The sequence below is a fragment of the Micromonospora sp. I033 genome, from assembly GCF_053890995.1.
Genome location: NZ_JBSSLX010000011.1, coordinates 43693 through 59977, shown reverse-complemented (window position 1 = coordinate 59977; position 16285 = coordinate 43693). Strand labels below are relative to the sequence as shown.

Sequence of the window (16285 nt, the reverse complement as noted above, 5' to 3'; positions counted from 1 at the left end):
CGCCACGGACTGGTGGATCGGCAGCAGGAGCGGATACCTGCTCAACACCAGGGACCGGCGGGTTTCCGTGAGCTGCCGGTCGGTCCGGGCCAGCGCCTGCCGGGAGAGGTAGATGGCGGCCAGCACGCCGATGGTGGAGGCGACGGCGGCGAAGGAGCCGGCGACCGCGGCCGCCCGCTGGGCCTTCCAGGTGAAGGCCACCACGACGGCGGCGCCGGCGGCGCAGACCGCCACCGCACCGGCGATCGCCAGCCCGTACCGGCCGGCGCCGCGCAGCAGAGCCCCCGTCCAGAGCGGCACGCGAGCCCTGATCGAAGGACGCGGCACGGGAGGTCCTAGGCGAAGGACGAACCGGCGTCGCCCCAGCGGGTCTGGGGGATCGTGACCTTCTCGCTGCGCCAGGTGATGGCCCGGGACTGGGCCAGGATGCGCAAAATCCGGTGCCGGTCCCGGGGGTCGTAGCCGAACACCGGCTCGGCGCGGGTCCGGTCCTTGACCGCCATGAACTCGAGGATCTCGCTCTCCGGGATCGGGCTCGGCGCCCGACCGACGAAGGCGCGGTAGAGCTCGTGGTAGGCGTCCTCGATCGGACGGGCGAGCGGCGAGTTCGTGGCCAGCGCGTGGCGGGCGCCGCCGACCGCGACGGCATCCACGACGCCGGCCGCGCTCGCGTACTTCATGACCTTGTTGATCAGGCCGGCGCTGAACTTCTCCGGGCCCTGACCGACGCCGCTCGCGCTGAGCAGGCCGGGCAGGCGCCGGAACGGGATGGTCCGGCTCTGGGTACGGAAGCACTCCATGGTCAGGCCGGCGTGGACCCGCCACAGCGGTTCCAGGTAGCCGAGGCCGAGGTCGCTGCCGGTCACCGCGTACGTGTCGTCCGCGCCCTTGCGGACGAGCTGCACGGCGGTCAGCGCGTCGAGCACGCGCAGCAGCCGGGCGCCGTTGTCCGCCTGGAGGGGGCCGGTGCGCAGTTCCGTGACCGTCAGGCCCTTGGGGCGTGCGGCGAGCCGCCGGGCCACGTAGTCGATGGCCGCGACGTCGGCGAACCGGCCGGAGCCGACGTCGACGTAGGTGCGGGTGGCGTTGCGCGGCAGGAACTGCTCCTTGGCCCGTACCGCGGCGTCGGTGCGGACGACCTTGTGGCCGAGCGACTCGATGAGCGCCCAGTACTGGCTCTCGTCCTCGTTCTCCAGGATGCCCCAGCGGGCCAGGGTCGCGGTGCGGTCGGCCTGCTCCTTGCCGCCGAGGATGATGCCGCGGCGCTGCAGTTCGAGCAGGCCGAGCAGCGCCCGGGAGGTGACCGGCGGCGGCTTCTTGAGGGTGTAGATGTCGTCGATGCAGATGGAGTCCAGCCCGGGCAGGGTGAGGATGCCGCGGAACTGGGTGGAGAGCCGGTCCTTGTCGCCGTACACGACGGTGACCCGGCAGCCGTCGCGCAGCAGGCGACGGATCAGCGGGATGAAGTCCTGGTCGCCGGTGACCAGGACGAACTGGCCGCAGTCCTGGTAGAGGTAGTCCATCGCCAGCACGGTCAGGTGGATGTCGGCCTGCTCCTTGGTGCTGCCCACCACCTCGTCGTCGATGAGGTGCTCCGTCATCGCCGTGGAGATGCTGCGATCGAACTTCGCCGCCGCCATGTGCTTGTACTGCAGGTGGCCGCCGCACCGGGCCGTCGCGTCGCTCCACAGGGCGTCGACGATGCCGCGCTCCACCACGTGGCCGCGGCCGATGATCGCGCCGGCCAGGTTGTCCCAGTCGACGAGCAGGACCCCTTTGTTCCCGACGGCCATCTGCGGCTCCTCCGTGAGCTCATCGAGGCGCGATTGATTTCCGAATTCTGCCCCCGTGTCCCCAGGCTGCTTGTTCATCCGTTCGGCCACGATGTTCATCACTTGTCTGAGGTCGTCAGGGGCATTCGGCTCGCTGTGCGTGACCCGCAGATGACCGATCGTCCATGGGAGACCGCAAGTCCGGGGGAGAGTGACGGGCCGCGAGCGAGCAGACAATGTGGATTCTGGGCCTTCACCAGCACGGAGGCGAACTTGGCGCGCTTCTATCCGAAGAACCTGCGGGCGAACGCCACTCGCGGGGAACGGCTCGTCTTCGACAAGCTCCGGTCGCTCAACGACTCGTGGTTCGTGCTGCACAGCCTCGCGTACTTCGATCCCGGCCGGCCCAGATGGCGGATGGGCGAGGCGGACTTCGTCCTGCTCCATCCCGGGCGCGGCCTGCTGATCATGGAGGTCAAGGACGGTTCCTACCGGGTCGCGGGCCGACAGTGGTTCGCCCAGCGCCGCGGCGGCGACGTGCCGCTGAACGCCGACCCGTTCGACCAGGCCGTCCGCAACAAGTACGCCCTGGCCGGGTGGCTGCGGGACAGCGCCGGCATCCGGCACGTCCCGGCCGGGCACTGCGTCGTCTTCGCCGACGGCCGGCCCTCGGGCAACCTCGGCCCGCACGCGCCGGACTCGATCGTGCTGACCGCGGCGGCCCTGGAGCAGGCGCCGCTGCTCGTGGAACGCGTCATGGCCCACTGGGACCAGCACGGCTGGGCCAGCCAGTCGGACTTCGAGAAGGCCCTGGCGGAACTCGCGCCGACGGCGGTCGTGGCGCGCACCCTCCGCTACGACGTCGATCTGGCCTCCGACGACCTCGCCCGCCTGACCCAGCGCCAGATCCGCCTCACCGGCCGGCAGCTGGAGGTGCTGGAGGGGACCTCCAAGAAGCGCGCCTCGCTGGTGCTCGGCGCGGCCGGCACGGGCAAGACGGTCCTCGCCCAGGAGCGGGCGCGTGAGTTGGCGGCCCGGGGGCTGCGGGTCGCGGTGATCGGGCAGCAGCGCAACCTGCGCCTGGAGATCCGTCGCAGGCTGCGGGTGGAGGGCGTCAGCTCCGGCGACCCGGAGGACGTGCTGTGCGACCTCTACGGCGCCGAGCGGCTGCGCGACTACGAGGGCGAGCAGCTGTGGGTCACCGTGCTGGGCCTGGCCGAGGCGTACGGGAAGCGGCTGGACTGCCTCATCGTCGATGAGGCGCAGAGTCACGACGAGGATCTCCTGGACGCCCTGCGCGAACTGGTCCGCCCCGACGGTTCGGTGGTGCTGTTCGCCGACCCGTACCAGCGTGACTCGTCCGGGACCTGGCGCCCGCGTCCCGACGGCGCGTACAACGAGTTCTGGCTGACCGAGAACTGCCGCAACGTCCTGCCGATCGCGAAGCTGGTCGCGCGGATCTCCGGAGCGCACACGCCGGTCACCGGTCCGGCCGGGCGGACGCCGCGGTTCAGCGGCGGTGCCGCGGACCTCGCGTCGGCGTGCGCGGACGCCGTCCTGGAGGTCCTGAAGGACCTGCCGGCCTCCCAGCTCGTGGTGCTGACGTCGACGCAGGCCAACCATGCCGCGATCCGCCGGACCCTGGCGGACCGGGGCGTACGGACGACGAGCGGGCTGCGCGGCGACGAGCTGGCGGTCTGCACGGTGCGGCAGTTCCACGGCTGTGAGGCGCCGGCCGTGGTCTACGCCGACGACGGCGAGGAGGACTGGACGACCAGCTACATCGCGGTCAGCCGGGCCTGCGCCTACCTGCACGTCGTCGGCCGGCGGGACCGGTGGGCACCCTTTCGATTCCTGATGGAGGACGGTTCATGACGCTGTACGACGAGGCTGTGACCTTCCTGGAGTCGGAAGGCTGGTCGGTTCCCGGGGAGTCGCGGGGGGAGGTCGTCCGGGCGCGGCGGGCGGCGTACGCGGACAACAGCGAGCACATGACGGTGTGGTGCCCGGCCACGTCGGACGCCGAGGAACTGCACCGCCGCGAGGCGACGCTCCTGCAACGCTTCGCCGAGGAGGCGCGTACCCCGGGCGCGAAGTTCCTGCTGGTCGAGTCCACCCAGGGGCTGTCGACGGATTTCCGGCGGATCGCCAAGCACGAGTACAACGTCGACATCCGGGTGCCGATCCAGTTCTTCGACGCCCGGTTCAAGTGGGAAGACACACCGGTCTCGGCCCTGGCAGGCACGGCCGCACAGCAGCTCCGTCGCGAAGGGGAGATGACGGCGCGCCGGCGCACCCCGCAGCCCTTCGAGGCGGTGGGCACCGGTGTGGTGGGCAGCGACCTGCTCACCGAGCTCGCTCGCCGGTTCGACAGCCCGGGCGGCTGGGATCGCCCGATCGTGCTGGTGACCGCGCCGGCGGGGTTCGGCAAGAGTTTCCTGTTCGAGTCGCTGTTCACGACGCTGTACACGAACTTTCAGAAGGCGAAGAAGCAGCTACGGCGGGCCTACCGTCCCCTGCCGCTCCTGCCGGACTATGCCGCGTTGGCGAGCGCGCCCGCGCTGGGCCCCATGGTCGACGCGCTGCTGCAGACCGAGGTCGCGCGGCCGGTCAAGCAGCCGACGTTCCAGTGGATGCTCACCCGCGGGTTCGCGAGCTGGCTGCTGGACGGCCTGGACGAGGTCATCGCCCAGGACCCGGGCTTCTTCGAGTACATCCACGAGGTCGTGGCCCGGCCGGACAACCCGACCACCCCGCGCATCCTGCTCTGCGTCCGTGACTCGCTGCTGAGCTCCAACCAGGCGCTGCGGGACTTCCTCGCGGTGGCCCACGAGTACGTCGAGGAGTTCCGCCTGCTGCCGTGGCGGCCCGAGTCGATCACGACCTTCGCGCGCATCCGCCTGCAGGACAAGGACCGGGAGCTGCTCTCGATCCTCGACGCGAAGCCGCAGCTCCTGAAGCTCTGCGGCACGCCTTACTACGCCGAGCTGCTCGCCGAGCGCGTCGCCGAGGGCAAGACCGACGGGATACCCGACGACTACTCCGAGATGAACCTGGTCTACGACGCCGTCGACGCGATCATGGACCGCGAGTACAAGAAGGAGCAGTTGCAGGAGAACGTCGTCTCCCGGCACGACCTGCTCGACGTCATCAGCCACGTCGCCGTCGCCGAGCTGGAGAACGACAACCGTGGTGTGCCCATCGACGAGATCGGCCAGCTCGCCGAGTTCGTGCTGCCCTCGGACCTGTCCGACCCCGAGCGCGAACGGTGCACCGACGCCATCTGCCGCCTGCCGGTCTTCCGTGCCGCCTCCGAGCGGCAGCGGGTGCGCTTCGCGCAGGATGTGATCTTCGAGCACCAGATCGGGATCCGCGCCGCCCAGTACTTCGCCGTCAACCCGGTGCGCTTCGCGCAGCTGCTGGACTGCCGGCCCTTCCCACCGGACTCCTTCGCGCTGCGGGTGCTCTGCGCCCGGATCCGGGAACTCGCCGCCGGCGAGGAGCTGCTCACCCGGCTGGCCAGCGCGACCGCGACCCCGACCGCCTTCCGCAACATCCTCCAGGTGCTCCTCGGGTTGCCCGACTGCGCCCGGCTGCTGATCCACGCCCCGCTGGAACGCCAGGACCTCTCCGGGCTCACCTTCTCGGGCCTGTCGCTGGCCGGCGTCAGCTTCCGCGGCGCGAACCTGGAGTCGACCCGCTTCAACAGCTGCGTCATGACCGGTTGCGACCTGTCCGACGCGACGTTGCACGGCACCCGGTTCGACGCCTGCCTGCCCACGCTGGCCGAGGCCGACTTCGGGCATCTCACCGGCTTCGTCTCCGTGGAGATCGACTCGCGCACCGCCATCGAGGACGTCGCGGACTTCGTCAAGCTGCTGGGCGCGGACGGGCGGCGGGAGCACCCCTTCGTCGGGCCGTGCCCCACCGCCCTTCAACTGCGGTTCCTGTTCCTGAAGTTCGTCCGCCCGGACGGCCACTACCGTCGCGACTCGCTCGACGAGAAGGGCCTGCTGTCCGGGCGGCGCATCGTCGATCCGGCGTCCGTGCTCAGCGGTGCGGTCCGCGCCGGCTTCCTCACCGCCATTCCGAAGCGCCGCCGGTACGAGCGCACCCACAGCCAGCTCTACGCGGACATGGTGGGGTTCGCCCAGAACCTCCGGGTGACCCCGGCCATCCGGTCGCTCCTGGAGGACACCTGCCGGGTGGAGGGGTGTGCCCACGTCGTGCAGGAGAACCCGACGACCGCGACCTTCGCGTGAGGGCTACTTGCCGTGCGGGTCGGCGGCGTTGACGGTGGCGACGACCTGGTCGTAGTCGCCGCGCGCCTCCCCGTACCGGAGGAACTTCACCCGCTCGACCTGGATCTCCTTCGCGTCGGGCTGCGACTCGATCAGCGCGACGACCTCGCTCACGAACTCGTCGAGCGGCATGGCGAACTCGCTGGTCTCCTGCCCGGGCATCAGCGCGGTACGCACCGACGGCGGTTCCAGCTCCACGACCTTCACGGTGGTGTCGGCGAGCTGGAGCCGCAGCGACTCGCTGAGCATGTGGATGGCGGCCTTCGAGGCGTTGTAGCTCGGGGTGACCTTGAGCGGCGTGAACGCCAGGCCCGAGGAGACCGTCATGATCGTGGCGTCCGGCCGCGTCTGCAGGTGCTCGATGAACGCGGCGATGAGACGGATCGGGCCGAGCAGGTTGGTGGTGACGGTCGCCTCGGCGATGGCGAGGAACGACTCGGGCCGGTGCCAGTCCTCGACGCGCATGATGCCGGCCATGGTGACCAGGACGTTGAGGTCGGGGTGTCGCGCCAGCACCGCCTTGGCGGCGGCGTCGATGCTCGCCGGATCCGTGGTGTCGATCTCCACGGTGTCGATGCCGGGGTGCTCCGCGGCGACCGCGTCGAGCAGGTCGGTACGCCGGCCGCCGATGACGACCGTGTTACCCCTGGCCCGCAGTTCGAGCGCCAGCGCGAGGCCGATCCCGCTGGTGGCGCCGGGGATGAAGATGGTGTTTCCGGAGATGTTCATGCACCGAGCCTGGCCGGTTCCGGCGGGCGGATGAAGAGAGCGGTTATCGGGGGATCGGCAATCCCTGGTTGGCCCGCGCGACGGGCGGATACTGGGATCATGGACCGCGCAGCCCTGGCCGACTTCCTCCGCCGCCGCCGCGAGGCGCTGCAGCCCGGGGACGTCGGGCTGGCCGCCGGCGTCCGCCGCCGCGCGCCGGGGCTGCGGCGCGAGGAGGTGGCCGCCCTCGCCACCATGTCGACGGACTACTACACCCGCCTGGAGCAGCAGCGCGGCCCGCAGCCGAGCCCCCAGCTGCTCGCCTCCCTCGCCCGGGCGCTGCGGCTGACCGGCGACGAACGCGACTACCTGTTCCGGGTGGCGGGGCACAACCCGCCGGCCGCCGTGTCCGCGGCGACGCACGTCTCCCCGGCGCTGCTGCGGGTGCTGGACCGGCTCGCGGACACCCCGGCGCTCATCCTGTCCAACCTCGGCGAGATCCTCGTGCAGAACCGGATGGCCGAAGCCCTGTTCGGGGACAGGTCGGGTCATACCGGCCTGGCCCGCAGCGAGATCTACCGGTGGTTCACCGACCCGGCGGAGCGGGCCCGCTACCCCGAGGAGGACCGCGACCGGCAGAGCCGCGCCCAGGTCGCCAACCTGCGCGCCGCGTACGGGTCGATGGGGCCGCAGTCGCGGGCCGGCGAGCTGGTGCGGGCGCTGCAGAAGATCAGCCCGGAGTTCGCCGAGCTGTGGGAGCGGCACGAGGTCGCCCAGCGCTTCGCCGACCACAAGACGCTGATCCACCCCGAGCTCGGCCCGGTCGAGCTGGACTGCCAGGTGCTGTTCACCGAGGACCAGTCCCAGGCCCTGCTGGTGCTCACCGCGCCGCCGCGCAGCGAGGGTCACGAGAAGCTACGGCTGCTCGCCGTGCTGGGGCACGAGCGCTTCCCGGCGAGCACCTGATCAGGGCTGGAACTCGGCGCGGGTCCGGGGCAGCCACTGCGGGTGCTGCTCGCGGATGAACTTCATCAGGCCCTCGCGCAGGTCGCAGCGCAGGTCCCAGGAGCTCGGCCCGTCGGCCGCCGAGACGCGAACCTGGAGTTCCAGCGTCTGCGGGGTGACGTCGACCACCTGGAGCACCCAGAGGGCCCGGTCCCAGAGCGCCGACTCCTCGACCAGCCGGCGCGCCTCGCGCCGGATCTGGTCCACGTCCGCGGTGTAGTCGACGTGCAGCCGCAGCTCGCCGACCACCCGGGACTCGTGCCGGGTCCAGTTCTGAAAGGGGCGGTCGGTGAAGTGGGTGGTCGGCAGAATCAGCCGGCGCTCGTCCCACATCCGCAGCACGACGCTGGTGAGCTTCACCTCCTCGACCCGGCCCCACGCCCCGTCGACCACCACCACGTCGTCGACGTGGATCGCGTCGGTGAAGGCGATCTGCAGGCCCGCGAACGCGTTCGACAGCGACGTGCGGGCGGCCACACCGATGAGCACGCCGATCACGCCCGCGGAGGTCACCAGGGACACCCCGACGACCCGTACCTGCTGGTAGCTCATCAGGGCGACGGCGATGGCGGCCAGGGTCACGACCACGGCGGTCACGCCCCGGACCAGGCGGATCTGGGTACGGATGCGCCGGTGCTGCCGGTTCGCCGTCGGCTCGTGGGACAGGCGCCCCAACGCGAGGCCCTCGGTGACCTGGAGGAATCTGATCACCAGCCAGGCGCAGGCCGCCGCGAACGCCAGCAGGAGCCCGTGCCGGAACGACGCCAGCCACTCGTACCGCCGGCCGGGGACCGAGGCGAACAGCGCCCCGATCACCAGGACGGCCACCGCGGGCCGGCGGCACGCCTCGTAGACCGGTTTGATGATCCACCCGTAGCGGGTCCGGCACGCCCACCGGAAGAACGGCCCGGCGAGCCACGCCAGGAGCAGGGCGGCGACCACCCACGCCACGACGTTCAGCAGCGCGCGCATGCGTCCCCCGAACCTGCCCCGATACCCGACCTCACGCGACGACCGCCGCCCGGCGGGTCGTCGCGGGACGGCGGCCCGGCCGGGCGACCCGGATACCCGGGAGGATCCGGGTGAAACGGCCGGCGGGCGTGACCGGTCACCGGCCACGCCCGCCGGCCGGCGCTCACGGCGTGGCGAGCGCCTCGGTCGGTGCGAGCCGCGCCGCGCGGATCGCCGGGTAGAGCCCCGCGAGGGCCCCGATCAGCAGGGTCGCGCCGATCCCGCCGCCGAGCGCCCAGGGCGGCACCACCGCCGGCCAGGACCGGGAGAACGCGTAGCCCGCCGTGACCGCGCTGCCCAGCAGGACCCCGCCGAGCCCGCCGAGGGCGGACAACAGCAGCGACTCCGCCAGGAACTGGGTACGGACCTGCCCGCGGGTCGCCCCGAGCGACCGGCGCAGACCGATCTCCGGGCGCCGCTCCAGCACCGAGATCACCATGGTGTTCGCCACCCCCACGCCCCCCACCAGCAGGGCGACCGCGCCGAGGCCGAGCAGCAGCCCGGTGAACGCCTCGTCGGTGGCCTGCTTCGCGGCGAGCGCGTCCGAGGGGCGCGCGACCTTCACCTCGTTCGGCGCCTCCGGGTTCGCCGTGGCGGCGAGCACCGCGCGTACCGCCTCGACCGCGGTCTCCGACGTCCGGGTGTAGACCGTGGTCGGGTGCCCGTCGAAGTCGAGGTACGACCTCGCGGCCTCCCAGCCGACCAGCGCCGACAGGTCCAGCTCCGGCGCGAGCGGCGCGGGCGCCAGGATCCCCACCACGGTGAACCAGCGCCCACCGAGCTGGATCCGCACGTCCGGCCCGGCCGCGCCGACGCCGAGCCGCCGGGCCGTGGTGGCGCCGAGCACCACCGCCGGGTAGCGGGCGGTGGCGGCGTTCAGCCAGGTGCCGCTGACCACCTCCAGCCCGACCGTGTCGCGCAGCTCCAGGCCCGCGGCGCGGGCCGCGATCCCGCCGCTCTCGCCCCGGGAGATCAGGTCCGAGCGGTACACCCGGGCGTCGGCCAGCAGCCCGGTGGCGGCGACCTCCCGCACCGGGCCGATCCGCCCGATCATCGCCACCGACTCCGCCGGGAGCTGGGCGTCGTCGCCGAAGAGCGTGTTGCCCGGACCGACGGTGAGCAGGTTGGTGCCGAGTTCGGCCAGCGTGCGGTCCAGCTCCGCCCGGGACGACGCCGAGATCCCGACCACCGACACCATGGCGGCGATCCCGATCGCGATGCCCAGCGCCGACAGGAACGCCCGCAGCGGCCGGGTGCGCAGCCCGACGCCGCCGACCCGCAGGACGTCCCGGGGGCGGAGCCGGGCGGGCGCCAGCCGGACCGGGCCGCTCATGCCGGCACCCCCACCGGTCGGTGGTCGGCCACGATCCGGCCGTCGCGCATCTGGACCCGGCGGGGCAGGCCGGCCGCGACCTCCAGGTCGTGGGTGATCACCACGATGGTGGTCCCGGCGGCGTGCAGGTCCCGCAGCAGCGCCAGCACCCCGGCGCCGGACGCCGAGTCCAGGTTGCCGGTCGGCTCGTCCGCGAGCAGCAGCGCGGGCGCGCCCACCACCGCGCGGGCGATCGCCACCCGCTGCCGCTCGCCGCCGGACAGCTCGTGCGGCCGGTGGTCCAGGCGGTGCCCCAGGCCCACCCGGGCCAGCGCGGCCTCCGCGCGCCGCCGCCGCTCCCGAAGGGGTACGCCCGCGTAGAGCAGCCCGTCGGCGACGTTGTCCCGCACCGGCACGTTCGGGGCGAGGTGGAACTGCTGGAAGACGAAGCCGATCCGGGTGGACCGCAGCGCGGAGAGCTGCCGGTCACCGAGCGCGGCCACGTCGTGCCCGTCGATGCGTACCCGGCCGGCGGACGGGCGGTCCAGGGTGCCGATCAGGTGCAGCATGGTGGACTTCCCCGACCCGGAGGGGCCGACGATGGCCACCAGCTCGCCGGACCGGACGGTCAGCGACACCCCGTCCAGGGCCCGTACGCCGCCCGGGTAGACCTTGGTCACGTCGGTCAGCTCGACGACCGTCTCGCCGGTCACGTCGGCATCCCCACGGTCGCCCCCTCGGTGAGCCCCGCGCCGGAGACCTCCACCCGGCCGGCGGCGAACAACCCGGTCTCCACCGCCACGATCCGGGTGGTGGCGCCCTCGACGAGCTGCACGCCGTAGCCGCCCTCGGCCAGCGCGAGCAGCGCGGCGACCGGCACGGTGAGCACGTCGCGGCGCTCGGCGGCGGTGAACGCGACCTTGGCCGAGGCCTGGTCGAAGCCGGTCAACGCACGGGGGTCGGCCACCGTCACGGTGACCTCGATCTTCGTCTCCGGGTCGCCCTGGCCGCCCGCCCCGCCCTCGGCGCCGGTCTCGATCACCGTCTCGGTGCCGGCGACCGTGCCGGCGACCTCCTTCCCGTCGGGCAGGGTGACGGTCACCCTGGCACCCTTCTTCGCCAGCCGCTCGTCGTCCACGTCGAGGGACACGGTCACCACCCGGGTGGTGCCGGTCCAGGTCAGGACCGACTGCCCGGGCTGGGCCGGGGCGCCGACCTCCGCCTCGTGGCTCTCCACCCGGACCGCGCCGTCGGCGTAGACCACCCGGCCCAGCTCGACCCGGCCGGTCTCGGGCACGCCGAGGTCCTCCTGCCAGTCCCGCACGGCCTCGGCCGTGGCCGAGGTGTACTCGTCGTCGACGGTGAACCCGGAGTAGCCCAGCGCCTTCAGGTTCCGCTCGAACTGACGCACGTCGTCGCCGGACACGCCCGGACCCAGGGTCCGGTACGCCGGCAGGCTGCCGTACAGCAGCACGACTTTGGCGTCGTCGACCGCGAACAGCGGCCTGCCCCGGGTTACCTGGCTGCCGGTGGCGGCCAGCCAGGTGACGGTGCCGCCGGTGCGCGGCGCCGCGCTGTGGCTGGCGCCGTAGTCGAGCGTCCCGTCGAAGCTCTCCGCGTCGACCAGGGTCTGCCGGCTGACCGGGGCGGTCGCCGGCGGCAGGTCGCCGCGGGCCGGCGTACCCCCGTCGCGGCCACCGGCCGCCACCGCGGCCGTGACGCCCGCCGCGGCGGCGACCACCACCGCCGAGGCCACCACCAACGGGGTACGCGCCCGGCGGCGACGACGGCTGCGCCCGGCGGCCGGTGGGATGGCGATGGTGGTCGTATCGGCCGGCGCGGTGGTGCCCGCGCTCACGGGGCCGCTGTTGTTCGCGACCGCGGGGCTCGCGAAGCCCGGCTCACTCCTCGCGCTCATGAAGTCCTCTTCATCAGCAGCGGCGCCCCGTCCTCGCGGCACTTCTCCAGGGCGGCGCGGGTGGTCGGGTTCTCCGGGTCGATGCCGGCGCCGGCCTTCAGCTCGATGCTGCCGTCCGGGCCCGGGTCCGGGAAGTCCGGCACCCCGTTCTCCCGCATGCACCGGGCCAGCTTCCGCACCTTCTCCACCTGCTCGGGGTCGAGCTTGAGCGCCTTGCCACCGTTGGGCATCAGGCTGCGGCACTGCTCCATGGCCGCCTGGACCTTCCCCTTGTCGGTCCCCGCGGGCATCCGGATGCGGAAACCGCCGCCCTCACCGGGCTCGGGGTCCGGGAAATCCGGCACCCCGTTCTCCCGCATGCACCGGGCGAACTCGCGCTGCCGGTCCTCGTCGCTGACCGGGGCGACGCTGGCGCTGGGCGACGCGCCGCCCGCACCGCCGCCCCCGGCCGTGGCCACCCGCTCCCCGTCCGGGTCGGCACCCGCGCAGCCGGCGGCCGCCAGACCCAGCAGCAGGGGCAGGACGAGCAGTGTGCCCGACAATCGTCGGCGCATGGCACAACTCCTTCCCTCCGGCCGGCGCCGATCGCCGGCCGATACGGACGAGTCGACCGCAGCGGCGGTATCCCGGGCGTAACCGCAGGCGTTAACGCCGGCGTTATCCGCGGGCGCGGCACCATGGGGGACGTGCGGGTGCTTGTGGTCGAGGACGAGACGCTGCTGGCCGACTCCATCGCGGAGTGGCTGCGGCGGGAGGCGTTCGCCGTGGACGTCGCGTACGACGGGGACGCGGCGCTGGAACGGCTCGGCGTCACCGACTACGACGTGGTGGTGCTCGACCGGGACCTGCCGGTGGTGCACGGCGACGACGTGTGCCGGGCCGTGGTGGACAGCGGCGCGGAGACCCGGGTGCTCATGCTGACCGCCGCCGCGGCCGTCCGGGAACGGGTGGCCGGGCTGGCCCTCGGCGCCGACGACTACCTGGTCAAACCGTTCGCGCTTGTCGAACTCTCCGCCCGGGTGCACGCGCTGGCCCGCCGGGCCCGGCCGGCGGTCCCGCCGAGGCTGAGCCGGGCCGGCATCGTGGTCGACCCGGCCCGCCGGGAGGTCTACCGCGACGGCCGGTACGTCGCGCTGTCCCGCAAGGAGTTCGCCGTGCTCGCGGAGCTGGTGCGGGCCGGCGGGGCGGTGGTCTCCGCCGAGGAGCTGCTGGACCGGGTCTGGGACGAGCACATCGACCCGTTCACCAACGTGGTGCGGGTGACCATGATGAAGCTGCGCCGCAAGCTCGGCGACCCGCAGGTGGTCGAGACGGTGCCGGGAGTGGGGTATCAGATCAGGTGAAACGACTGACCATCCGGGCGCGCCTGACCCTGGTGCACGGCGGGCTCCTGCTGCTCGCCGGCGTGGTCCTGCTCGCCGTCACGTACGTGCTGGTGGACCAGCGGATGCGGGAGCCGCTGACGGGCGTGATCGCCAAGGCCGACGTGGTCCAGGCCGCCCCGTTCGGCAAGGTGCCCGGCCCGGGCTCGATCGAGCAGGTACGCATCCTGCTCCGGGAGGCCCAGGACGAGGCGAAGCGGAACGCGCTGGAGTCGCTGCTCACCCAGGGCGGGGTCGCGCTCCTGCTGATCTCGGTGGTCGCCCTCGGCTTCGGCTGGCTGATCGCCGGACGGGCGTTGCAGCCGCTGCACCAGATCACCGGCACCGCCCGGCGGATCGCGGCCGCCGACGGCGGTGGCCGGGGGCTGCACGAGCGGATCGCGCTGCGAGGGCCGCGCGACGAGGTGAAGGAACTGGCCGACACCTTCGACCTCATGCTGGAGCGGCTCGACCGGTCCTTCGACGGCCAGCGTCGGTTCGTGGCGAACGCGTCCCACGAGCTGCGTACCCCGCTCGCGCTCAACCGGTCGCTGCTGGAGGTGGCGATGTCCCGGCCGGGTGCCTCCGCCGAGCTGCGGCAGCTCGGGGAGACCCTCATGGCGGTCAACGAACGCCACGAGCGGCTCATCGACGGGCTGCTCACCCTGGCCGACTCGGAGCAGCGGGTGGTCGACCGCACCCCGGTCGACCTCGCCGAGATCGCCGGCCACCTCCTCGACCAGGTGACCGGCACGCCGGGGCCGACCGTACGCCGTCGGCTCGCGCCCGCCGCCACGGCCGGTGACCCGGTGCTGCTGGAGCGGCTGACGCAGAACCTGGTGGAGAACGCGGTCCGGCACAACCTGCCGGCCGGCGGTGAGATCGACGTGCACACCGGCACCGTCGACGGCCGCGCCACCCTGGTCGTGGCCAACACCGGGCCCGTGGTGCCCGGCTACGAGATCGAGACGATCTTCCAGCCGTTCCGGCGGCTCCACCACGACCGGGTGGCCGCACCCCAGCGCAACGGCGCGCCGGACCGGGCCGGCGCCGGGCGGGGCTTCGGGCTGGGCCTGTCGATCGTGCGGGCGGTGGCCCAGGCACACGGCGGTGCCGTGCACGCCCATCCCCGGCCCGGCGGCGGGCTCGTGGTGACGGTGACCCTGCCGCCCCTGGGCGCCGCCGTCCCCGCCCAGCCGGCACGCGTACTGCCCGCCGCCGCGCGCCCCTGAGGGTGCTCACCGCCGCTTGATCGACTGCCTGCTCGCACGCGGTAACCGACGCCCGCTGATCCTCAGGACCAGGTGTCGCCGAACTCGCGGACTCCGTCGACGTCCAGGGTGACGTGGTCGTTGTCGGCCCAGGTGCCGGTGGCGGCCCGCCAGCTCGGGTCGTCCCGCTCGTCGAGGTCGGTCCAGGTCGGGCGGTGCAGCCGGAGCTGGATCGGCCCGGAGGAGGCGCCGGGAGCCAGCACGCCCGCGGTGAAGGTCAGCTCGACCCAGCCGGGGACCGGAGTGCCGGGAACCGGGTAGACCGTCGGCGTGGGGCTCGGCGTGGGACCCGGCGGCGGGGCGGGCGGCAGGAAGTACTGAAGAGTGCGCCGGACCGTGCCGCAGCCCAGCGCCGCCCAGTCGCACTCGATCGCCAGCGACGGGTTGCCGTCCTCGAAGCGCAGGTGGTAGCGCACCCGGACGGTCGTGAGGTCGAGGGACGTCGCGCCGGTGTTGGTGACCTGGAGGGCGAACTGCGCCTGGTTGTTCGTCGGCGACCAGTCCAGGTTGAGATAGCCGACCTTCGCCCGGCCGTACGCGGTGCGGACCACGGTGACCGGCGAGGTGTCGGAGTAGCCGCCGGGCGCGTACGCCTGCACGGCGATCCGGTAGCTGGTGCCGGGCGCCAGGCCGGTCAGCGTGATGGCGGTGGAGTCGGTGGTGCCCAGCCCCCGGTACGCGTTCGGGCCGACCTGCGCGCGCACGTCGTAGGTGACCGGCTCCTGCCGGGCGGGGTCGCGCCAGGTGGACGGTGTCCAGGAGAGCGCGAGCCGGTGCGGCTCGTTGGCGACCACCACCGACGCGCCGGGCGTGGTGAGGGCCGGGCTGTCGTCGGCGTGGGCGACGCCGGCGGCGAGCAGGGCCGCCAGCACGGCGACCGCGCCGACGGTGACACGACGGGCACGCATGGTGCGGATGCTAGGGAAACCCAGTCATCCTTATCAATCGGTAAGTCCAGCCCTCGGGATCGAACTCAGTCGCCCGGGGCGGTGTAGTCGGTCGGCGTCCTGGTGGCCTCGTCGACCTCGGTCGGGGTCAGCAACGGGGTGACCCGGCTCCGCAGCCCGCCGGCCGCGCCGATGCGCATGGCCAGCGCGGCGGCGGTGCGGTGATCGGGCAGGTCGCACAGCACGTACGTGTCGTCGTCAGCGAAGGCGAAGTGCATCGACAGCATCTGCCCGCCGGCCTCCTCGACCATCTTCCGGACCACCTCGGCGCGCTTGCTGCCACCGTCGCGGGTGAGCCCGTTGATCCCCTCGACGGTGTAGATGGAGCGCAGCAGGAACGCGGGCATCTCTAGCTGTTCCCTTGCCGCTGGACCCGCTGGGCGCCCTCGACCTTGGCCCGGCCCTGATCACGCTCGCTGCCCCCGGCCCCGGTGCTGGTGTGCAACTGGTGCCGCTTCCCCGTCCGTTCCATCCCCGAGCCCTGGCGGCCCGGTGCGCCGCTGCCCGGGTTCCGCCCCGCTCGCGCCGACTGGCCGCCCGGATCGTGCTTGTTCTGCTTGTGGCTACCCATGGACCGCGGTTACCCGCTGCCTCCGCCGCTAGTCATCGCCGACCTGGCGGCGTCGGCCGAGGCCCGCCGCCGTCTGGACGACCACCGGAATCCGACGGACGGCAGCGA

General features: G+C 73.0%; 15 protein-coding genes and 1 pseudogene. 5 read left to right on the top strand and 11 right to left on the bottom strand.

All coding sequences use genetic code 11. The annotated features are described in order from the left end of the window. Together ACW0Q9_RS03815 and ACW0Q9_RS03810 are read right to left on the bottom strand one after the other, a co-directional pair. Positions 1 to 300 (bottom strand): annotated as a pseudogene (locus ACW0Q9_RS03815) (hypothetical protein); the annotation flags it as partial. Positions 301 to 335: 35 nt separating this feature from the next. Further along, positions 336 to 1793, bottom strand: a complete 1458-nt coding sequence (locus ACW0Q9_RS03810; protein WP_456178451.1) for an NYN domain-containing protein — start codon at positions 1791 to 1793, stop codon at positions 336 to 338. Between the two features lie 252 nt (positions 1794 to 2045). Between ACW0Q9_RS03810 and ACW0Q9_RS03805 the strand changes: the two genes are divergently transcribed. Further along, entirely contained in the window at positions 2046 to 3647 is a 1602-nt protein-coding gene (locus ACW0Q9_RS03805) for an NERD domain-containing protein (protein WP_456178450.1), read from the top strand. Continuing rightward, entirely contained in the window at positions 3644 to 6034 is a 2391-nt protein-coding gene (locus tag ACW0Q9_RS03800) for a pentapeptide repeat-containing protein (RefSeq protein ID WP_456178449.1), read from the top strand. Before ACW0Q9_RS03805 ends, ACW0Q9_RS03800 begins: the two co-directional genes overlap by 4 nt. A 3-nt stretch (positions 6035 to 6037) precedes the next feature. On the opposite strand, the gene ACW0Q9_RS03795 is transcribed toward ACW0Q9_RS03800, so the two are convergent. Continuing rightward, positions 6038 to 6802 carry an SDR family oxidoreductase gene (locus ACW0Q9_RS03795; RefSeq protein WP_456178448.1) on the bottom strand — a complete coding sequence of 255 codons (765 nt, stop codon included), beginning with the start codon at positions 6800 to 6802 and terminating at the stop codon, positions 6038 to 6040. Between the two features lie 99 nt (positions 6803 to 6901). On the opposite strand from ACW0Q9_RS03795, the gene ACW0Q9_RS03790 reads away from it, so the two are divergent. Next, on the top strand, positions 6902 to 7747 hold the full coding sequence (locus ACW0Q9_RS03790) for a helix-turn-helix transcriptional regulator (protein ID WP_456178447.1): 846 nt from the start codon (positions 6902 to 6904) through the stop codon (positions 7745 to 7747). Here the strand turns inward: ACW0Q9_RS03790 and ACW0Q9_RS03785 are convergent, their stop codons facing one another. The 5 genes from ACW0Q9_RS03785 to ACW0Q9_RS03765 all read right to left on the bottom strand — a co-directional run bounded on the left by ACW0Q9_RS03785 (position 7748) and on the right by ACW0Q9_RS03765 (position 12581). Next, positions 7748 to 8758 (bottom strand): mechanosensitive ion channel family protein, encoded by a 1011-nt coding sequence (locus ACW0Q9_RS03785; protein WP_456178446.1) that lies wholly within the window; start codon positions 8756 to 8758, stop codon positions 7748 to 7750. It abuts the gene before it with no gap. A gap of 163 nt (positions 8759 to 8921) precedes the next feature. Further along, positions 8922 to 10130 carry an ABC transporter permease gene (locus ACW0Q9_RS03780; protein ID WP_456178445.1) on the bottom strand — a complete coding sequence of 403 codons (1209 nt, stop codon included), beginning with the start codon at positions 10128 to 10130 and terminating at the stop codon, positions 8922 to 8924. Continuing rightward, entirely contained in the window at positions 10127 to 10822 is a 696-nt protein-coding gene (locus ACW0Q9_RS03775; RefSeq protein ID WP_456178444.1) for an ABC transporter ATP-binding protein, read from the bottom strand. The genes ACW0Q9_RS03780 and ACW0Q9_RS03775 overlap by 4 nt, the downstream gene beginning before the upstream one ends. Then, positions 10819 to 12027 carry an efflux RND transporter periplasmic adaptor subunit gene (locus tag ACW0Q9_RS03770; RefSeq protein ID WP_456178443.1) on the bottom strand — a complete coding sequence of 403 codons (1209 nt, stop codon included), beginning with the start codon at positions 12025 to 12027 and terminating at the stop codon, positions 10819 to 10821. The genes ACW0Q9_RS03775 and ACW0Q9_RS03770 overlap by 4 nt, the downstream gene beginning before the upstream one ends. Further along, positions 12024 to 12581 (bottom strand): hypothetical protein, encoded by a 558-nt coding sequence (locus ACW0Q9_RS03765; protein ID WP_456178442.1) that lies wholly within the window; start codon positions 12579 to 12581, stop codon positions 12024 to 12026. The genes ACW0Q9_RS03770 and ACW0Q9_RS03765 overlap by 4 nt, the downstream gene beginning before the upstream one ends. 132 nt (positions 12582 to 12713) lie before the next feature. On the opposite strand from ACW0Q9_RS03765, the gene ACW0Q9_RS03760 reads away from it, so the two are divergent. Beyond that, complete coding sequence (locus ACW0Q9_RS03760; RefSeq protein WP_393021786.1) at positions 12714 to 13370, top strand: response regulator transcription factor; 657 nt, start codon at positions 12714 to 12716, stop codon at positions 13368 to 13370. After that, positions 13367 to 14620 carry a sensor histidine kinase gene (locus tag ACW0Q9_RS03755; RefSeq protein ID WP_456178441.1) on the top strand — a complete coding sequence of 418 codons (1254 nt, stop codon included), beginning with the start codon at positions 13367 to 13369 and terminating at the stop codon, positions 14618 to 14620. Before ACW0Q9_RS03760 ends, ACW0Q9_RS03755 begins: the two co-directional genes overlap by 4 nt. A gap of 62 nt (positions 14621 to 14682) precedes the next feature. On the opposite strand, the gene ACW0Q9_RS03750 is transcribed toward ACW0Q9_RS03755, so the two are convergent. The 3 genes from ACW0Q9_RS03750 to ACW0Q9_RS03740 all read right to left on the bottom strand — a co-directional run bounded on the left by ACW0Q9_RS03750 (position 14683) and on the right by ACW0Q9_RS03740 (position 16177). Then, positions 14683 to 15567, bottom strand: a complete 885-nt coding sequence (locus ACW0Q9_RS03750; protein ID WP_456178440.1) for a cellulose binding domain-containing protein — start codon at positions 15565 to 15567, stop codon at positions 14683 to 14685. Positions 15568 to 15632: 65 nt separating this feature from the next. Continuing rightward, on the bottom strand, positions 15633 to 15953 hold the full coding sequence (locus ACW0Q9_RS03745) for a GYD domain-containing protein (RefSeq protein ID WP_456178439.1): 321 nt from the start codon (positions 15951 to 15953) through the stop codon (positions 15633 to 15635). 2 nt (positions 15954 to 15955) lie between these two features. Continuing rightward, positions 15956 to 16177, bottom strand: a complete 222-nt coding sequence (locus ACW0Q9_RS03740; RefSeq protein WP_456178438.1) for a hypothetical protein — start codon at positions 16175 to 16177, stop codon at positions 15956 to 15958. Positions 16178 to 16285 lie beyond the last annotated feature (108 nt).

What these genes read in the sequence shown, in the direction of transcription:
- ACW0Q9_RS03810 (WP_456178451.1), bottom strand. Translation starts at nt 1,793, where the DNA reads ATGGCCGTCGGGAACAAAGGGGTCCTGCTCGTCGACTGGGACAACCTG.
- ACW0Q9_RS03800 (WP_456178449.1), top strand. Translation starts at nt 3,644, where the DNA reads ATGACGCTGTACGACGAGGCTGTGACCTTCCTGGAGTCGGAAGGCTGG.
- ACW0Q9_RS03795 (WP_456178448.1), bottom strand. Translation starts at nt 6,802, where the DNA reads ATGAACATCTCCGGAAACACCATCTTCATCCCCGGCGCCACCAGCGGG.
- ACW0Q9_RS03790 (WP_456178447.1), top strand. Translation starts at nt 6,902, where the DNA reads ATGGACCGCGCAGCCCTGGCCGACTTCCTCCGCCGCCGCCGCGAGGCG.
- ACW0Q9_RS03785 (WP_456178446.1), bottom strand. Translation starts at nt 8,758, where the DNA reads ATGCGCGCGCTGCTGAACGTCGTGGCGTGGGTGGTCGCCGCCCTGCTC.
- ACW0Q9_RS03780 (WP_456178445.1), bottom strand. Translation starts at nt 10,130, where the DNA reads ATGAGCGGCCCGGTCCGGCTGGCGCCCGCCCGGCTCCGCCCCCGGGAC.
- ACW0Q9_RS03770 (WP_456178443.1), bottom strand. Translation starts at nt 12,027, where the DNA reads ATGAGCGCGAGGAGTGAGCCGGGCTTCGCGAGCCCCGCGGTCGCGAAC.
- ACW0Q9_RS03765 (WP_456178442.1), bottom strand. Translation starts at nt 12,581, where the DNA reads ATGCGCCGACGATTGTCGGGCACACTGCTCGTCCTGCCCCTGCTGCTG.
- ACW0Q9_RS03750 (WP_456178440.1), bottom strand. Translation starts at nt 15,567, where the DNA reads ATGCGTGCCCGTCGTGTCACCGTCGGCGCGGTCGCCGTGCTGGCGGCC.
- ACW0Q9_RS03745 (WP_456178439.1), bottom strand. Translation starts at nt 15,953, where the DNA reads ATGCCCGCGTTCCTGCTGCGCTCCATCTACACCGTCGAGGGGATCAAC.
- ACW0Q9_RS03740 (WP_456178438.1), bottom strand. Translation starts at nt 16,177, where the DNA reads ATGGGTAGCCACAAGCAGAACAAGCACGATCCGGGCGGCCAGTCGGCG.